This window comes from Patulibacter sp. (assembly GCF_030655195.1).
Taxonomy (GTDB): Bacteria; Actinomycetota; Thermoleophilia; order Solirubrobacterales; family Solirubrobacteraceae; genus Patulibacter.
Genome location: NZ_JAURWA010000096.1, coordinates 1 through 4,955, shown reverse-complemented (window position 1 = coordinate 4,955; position 4,955 = coordinate 1). Strand labels below are relative to the sequence as shown.

General features: G+C 76.6%; 5 protein-coding genes. 1 reads left to right on the top strand and 4 read right to left on the bottom strand.

Annotated elements, in window-relative coordinates; genetic code table 11:
• Positions 1-32: 32 nt before the first annotated feature.
• Both Q7T67_RS10065 and Q7T67_RS10060 read right to left on the bottom strand, forming a co-directional pair.
• Positions 33-482, bottom strand: coding sequence for a MaoC/PaaZ C-terminal domain-containing protein (locus tag Q7T67_RS10065; RefSeq protein ID WP_304788645.1), 450 nt, complete (start codon positions 480-482; stop codon positions 33-35).
• Positions 479-937, bottom strand: coding sequence for a MaoC family dehydratase N-terminal domain-containing protein (locus Q7T67_RS10060; protein ID WP_304788643.1), 459 nt, complete (start codon positions 935-937; stop codon positions 479-481). The genes Q7T67_RS10065 and Q7T67_RS10060 overlap by 4 nt, the downstream gene beginning before the upstream one ends.
• Positions 938-1,122: 185 nt before the next feature.
• On the opposite strand from Q7T67_RS10060, the gene Q7T67_RS10055 reads away from it, so the two are divergent.
• Entirely contained in the window at positions 1,123-3,324 is a 2,202-nt protein-coding gene (locus Q7T67_RS10055; protein ID WP_304788641.1) for a hypothetical protein, read from the top strand.
• Positions 3,325-3,340: 16 nt separating this feature from the next.
• On the opposite strand, the gene Q7T67_RS10050 is transcribed toward Q7T67_RS10055, so the two are convergent.
• Positions 3,341-4,135, bottom strand: coding sequence for an SDR family NAD(P)-dependent oxidoreductase (locus tag Q7T67_RS10050; RefSeq protein ID WP_304788639.1), 795 nt, complete (start codon positions 4,133-4,135; stop codon positions 3,341-3,343).
• A gap of 109 nt (positions 4,136-4,244) precedes the next feature.
• On the bottom strand, positions 4,245-4,955 hold a 711-nt coding region (locus tag Q7T67_RS10045; protein WP_304788637.1), incomplete at its 5' end, for a hypothetical protein.

Sequence of the window (4,955 nt, the reverse complement as noted above, 5' to 3'; positions counted from 1 at the left end):
GGCCCCGCACCTGACCGGGGCCGGCCGGGCGCTCAGCCCCGGTCGGGGACGCGGACGACCGCGCGGCCGCCGCGGACGACCCGCGCCTTGCCCTGGCGGGCGGTCAGCGAGATCGTCGCGAGACCCTCCTCGACAGCCTTGATCTCCCCCGTCACGACGACGGGCTCCTCCGGCACCGCCATGCCCCGGAACGCGACCTCGAGCCGGCGGAGCGACCCCGGGGCCTCGTCGCCGCCGACCGCCTCGGTCGCCGCGCGGGCGACCTGCGCCATCGTCCACAGGCCGTGGAGGATCCGCCCGGGGAGCCCGACCTGCTGGGCGAACTCCTCGTCGACGTGGATCGGGTTGAAGTCGCCCGACGCCCCGGCGTAGCGCACGGTCAGGTACTTGTCGGGCGTGACGGCGAGCTCGGGCAGGACCCCGCCGGTCTCCCACGCCACGGCCTCGGGGGTCTCCGGCGTCGTCGTGCTGTCGTCGCTCACGAGCCCGTCCCCCGTACGATGTTGGTCCAGACCCCGGTCGAGACGACCTCGCCGGCGGCGTCGGTCGTGGTCGCGCCGAAGACGTAGTAGGTCAGGTCGGCGGTGTCGACGTGGCGGACCTCGTCGAGCGTCATGACGGTCGAGACCTCCTCGCCGGCCACGAGCACGCGCTCCCAGGTGAACTCCTGGGCACCGTGGACCAGGCGCGCCATGTCGATGCCGACCTCGGGATCGAACATCGCGCCGCCGATCGCCTCGGCGGAGTAGACGACCACGAACATCGGCGGGGCGACGACGTCCTCGTAGCCCGCGGCGCGGGCGGCCGCGACGTCGTGGTGCAGCGGGTTGGTCTCCCCCACCGCTCGGGCGTACTCGCGGATCTTCTCGCGGCCCAGCGCGTAGACGACGGGGTCGTACTGCTTGCCGACGGGGGCGGGTGCGGTGGTCTCGGTCACTCGGGGCTCGTCTCCTGGATCGTGGCCCGTCACCCGCCGCGGGCCGCGGAGCGACCGGTCGTCGGGGACCGGGCGATCGTATCCCCCGGTCCGACGACTGCCCATCCCGCGGCCGTCGGGTCGGCGGGCGGACCGGGTGCGGGGGCGGCGCACGTCGACCGCCCGATCGGTCACCATGCGCGGTCGTGCCCGCGTCCCCCGCCGCCCGCCGCGCCCTGGTGCCCGTCGTCGCCTTCCTCCTGCTCACGGGCACCTCCGGGGCCGCGGCGGCGACCCCGACCACCCCTGCCGACCCGGCCTCCGCGGCGGCCTCCGAGCTCGACGCTCCCGCCCCGGGGACACCCGTCCGGCCGCAGCAGTCCGAGATCGATCCGACCGAGCCCGGCGCCCCGGGCTCCGCCGACCCCACGGCGCTGGCCACGGCGGAGCAGCGCCTCCTTGCCGCCGACCCCGGCGACCTGTGGTCCGTCGCGGACGCCGCCGTCACCCCGATCGAGGGCCTCTGGGACCCGGCGCAGGGGGCCTACGTCGTCGCCGGCGTCGCCCGCGCGCGCCTGAACGCCGAGATGCTCCTCGTGCACGCCTACGCCGCCCTGGGCCGACGTGACCGCGTCGGGGGACGCGCCGGCTCGCACCCCGAGCGCATCGAGCAGCTCGTCCGGCTCCTGACGGGACCGATGTACGTGCCGACGCTCGACGGCAAGGTCGCCCCCGCGCCCGAGCCCGGCCACAGCGTCACGATCCACGCCCCCGGCTTCGCGGACCCCGTCGGCGGGGTCGACTCGATGCACCAGGCGCTCGACGCCGTCGCCGCCCGGGCGCTCGCGGCCGCGTGGCGCGCCCGGAACGTCGTCGGGCTGTCGCAGGAGGCCCGTGCCCTGATCCGCGACCGCGTCTCCGCCGTCGCCCGGTCGCCGTTCTGGCGCTCGCCCTCGCGGCTCCTGAACCAGATCAACTGGAGCGCGGACATCTACGCCGCGGACGTCGAGGTCACCGGCGACCCGATGCTCCTGCGCCGCGACTACCGGGCGCAGCTCGTCTGGTTCGCGGACCACGCGAAGACGCCGGCCTACCCGGGCGGCTCCGCGAACCTCGGCACCGGCGGGGCCTTCCGCTACCTGCCCCAGCGCGTGGCGAGCAACCCGACCAACCGGTCGGACACGGGCGAGTACGCCAACATCACGATGGGTGCGCTGGCCTACCTCGACCAGGCCCGCAAGCTCGGCATGGGCAAGCTGCCCAAGCGCACGCGCGACGTCCTGCGCTCGTGGGCCCGCCGCACGACGTGGGGCGACTGGACCTCCAGCGGCTACCTCAACTGGGACTCCGGCAAGGGGCTCTCGCGCCTGCACCTGACGCAGTACTGGCTGCTGGCGCTGCGCGGCTACGCCGCCGGGACCGAGGGCTCCACGGCCCAGGGGCTCCTGCCCGCCCAGCAGGCCACGACCCGCTGGCTCGTGCGGCGGGCGGTGCAGACGTACCAGCGGCGGGCGGCCACGGCCGACTCCGTGGTGCTGCCGGCCACCTCCTACGGGCTGGCGGGCGGACCGCTGGTGACGCCCACGTTCGACGGGCTGACCGGGACCGCGCGCTTCGCGTCGACGCTCGCCGAGATGGCCGACCGCGGCCTGGCGAGCCCCGGCCGGGCCGCGTCGACGGCGGAGCCGCTGCCCGACGCGTTCTCCAACGACGACGACATCGGCCGCACGGCGGTGACGACCAAGCGGTTCGCCACGGCGTTCCTGCGCCCGTGGGCGCCGCTGAAGGTCGGCGGTCTCGAGCCGGCCCGCCTGATCGACTCGCGCGGACGCGCGCTGACGGGCATCGGCGGCAGCGAGGACGGCGCCCTGGGGCTGCGGATCCTCTCGGCCGGCGTCCCCGTGATCGAGACCCAGCGCGGCGTCTTCCAGAAGCAGCAGTCGGTGATCACGCCGCCGGAGGCCGAGCGCGACGTCTCCCGGCCGATGACGCGGCCCCTCACGCTGTCGGGCGGCGAGAGCGCGATCGGCGTGACCGTCGGCGTCGCCCACCGCGTGACCGCCTCGAGCATCACCACGACCTACACCGTGAAGAACACCCGGCGCGAGACGGTGGACGCCGAGCTGCGGATCCCCACCTACGGCGGCGCGTCGACCCCGTCCCTGCGGCCGGGGCAGAAGATCGGGCCCGCCGCGCTGCAGAAGCTGATGTACGTGAAGACCGCGTCGGGCGGCCGGTTCGGCGTGCGCCTGGGGGGCCTGCCCCCACGGGCGCTGGGCACCGTGGTGGCCGTCGCCCCGCAGCTCGGCAACCCCGTCCCGGGCCCGCAGCTCGTCGTGCGGGTGACGCTGCCGAAGAAGGCGACGACGACCCTCGTGCGCAGCATCCTCGTGCCGTACGCGGGCTGAACGCCCGGGCGGGCCGTCAGACGATGGTGGCGACCGAGCCGCCGTCCGCCGACCACGCCCCGCCGACGGCGAAGCCCGCCCGCGGCGACGCCAGCAGCACGAGGACGTCGGCGATCTCCTCCGGCGTGCCGAAGCGCCCCAGCGGCACCCGGGCCCGGGCACCCTCGAGCGCCTCGTCCTTCGTCGTGCCGCGGCGCTCGGCCACCTGCTCGGCCAGGCCGCCCGGCGCCAGCCACATCTCGCTGTCGATCGGCCCTGGCGTCACCGCGTTGACGCGCACCCCGCGCGGGGCGAGCTCCTGCGCCCACGCCCGCGAGAGCGACAGCTGGGCCGCCTTGCCGACGGAGTAGGCCATGTTGCTCGCCGACGGCCGCTTGCCGGAGGACGACGAGACGAGCACCGCCCGGCCGCCGCCCGGGGCGTCGGCCAGGTCGTCCGCGGCGGCCAGCAGCAGCGCGTGGGGCCCCAGGACGTTGATCCGCCACTGCAGGTCCCAGTCCTCCGGCGTCAGGTCGTGCGGCGGGGCGTCGCGGCTCGTGCCGGCGGCGAGCACCAGCGCGTCCAGGCGCCCGTGGGCCTCGCGGCAGGCGGCGACGATCGTCGCGCCCGACGCGGGCTCCGCCACGTCGGCCGACAACGCGGCGTGCGGCCCTCCCGGCAGCTCGGCCGCCGTGCGCGCGAGCCCCTCCTCGCCGCGCGCGACGAGCAGCAGCCGCGCGCCCTCCCCGGCGAGCGCGACCGCGGCGGCCCGCCCGATGCCGCTGGTCGCCCCCGTGACGACGATCGCGTGGCCGGTCAGTCCGAGGTCCATGGAGGGATGGTGGCAGGGGCGACCGCAGACGGGACCCGGGACAGGCCCGGGACCGTGGGCCGCGCGGTGCGTGCCGGGCGGGGTCGGCCCGGACCGTCGGCGTGGTGCCTCAGACCGGCCGCACGAGCACCCGCCCGACCCGGTGGTCGGGGCCCTTCTCCAGGACGACGTCGGCGTGCTCGCGGGTCGGCAGGACGTTCTGCCGCACGTTCGGCGCGTTGGTCTCCTCCCAGACGCGCAGGGCGAGGGCGTCCGCGTCGGCGTCGGGCAGGTCCGCGATGCGGTGCAGGAACGACCCGTCGTCGTCCGCGGCCGCCGCCCGCCAGGCCCGGAAGCGGTCGAGGTACCAGTCGCGGACGTCGGCCTCGGCGGCGTCGACGTAGACGCCGAGGTCCACGAGGTCGCCGACGCCGCCGGCGTCGGGGGACGCCAGGGCCGAGAGCCCCTCGAGGATCAGGACGGCCGGCGCGTCCACCCGGATCGTGCGCGCGGGGTCGCGGTCCTGCAGCCGGTGGGCGTAGACCGGGACGTCGGTCGCGGCGACGCCCGCGCGGACGTCGGCCAGCAGCGTGCGGAGCGCGCCGAGGTCGTAGGTCTCCGGTGCGCCCTTCCGCGCGGTCAGGCCGAGCTGCTCGAGCTCGGCGTTGGTCCGCAGGAACCCGTCGATCGAGACCACGACGACCGGGCCCTCGACCTCCGCGGGCAGCAGCTCGGCGAGCAGGCGCGCGACCGTGCTCTTGCCGACGGCGACGCCGCCGGCCACGCCCAGGACCCAGCCGGGCGCGGCCACCGCGCGGCCCGACGCGGCCGACCCACGCGC

What these genes read in the sequence shown, in the direction of transcription:
- Q7T67_RS10050 (WP_304788639.1), bottom strand. Translation starts at nt 4,135, where the DNA reads ATGGACCTCGGACTGACCGGCCACGCGATCGTCGTCACGGGGGCGACC.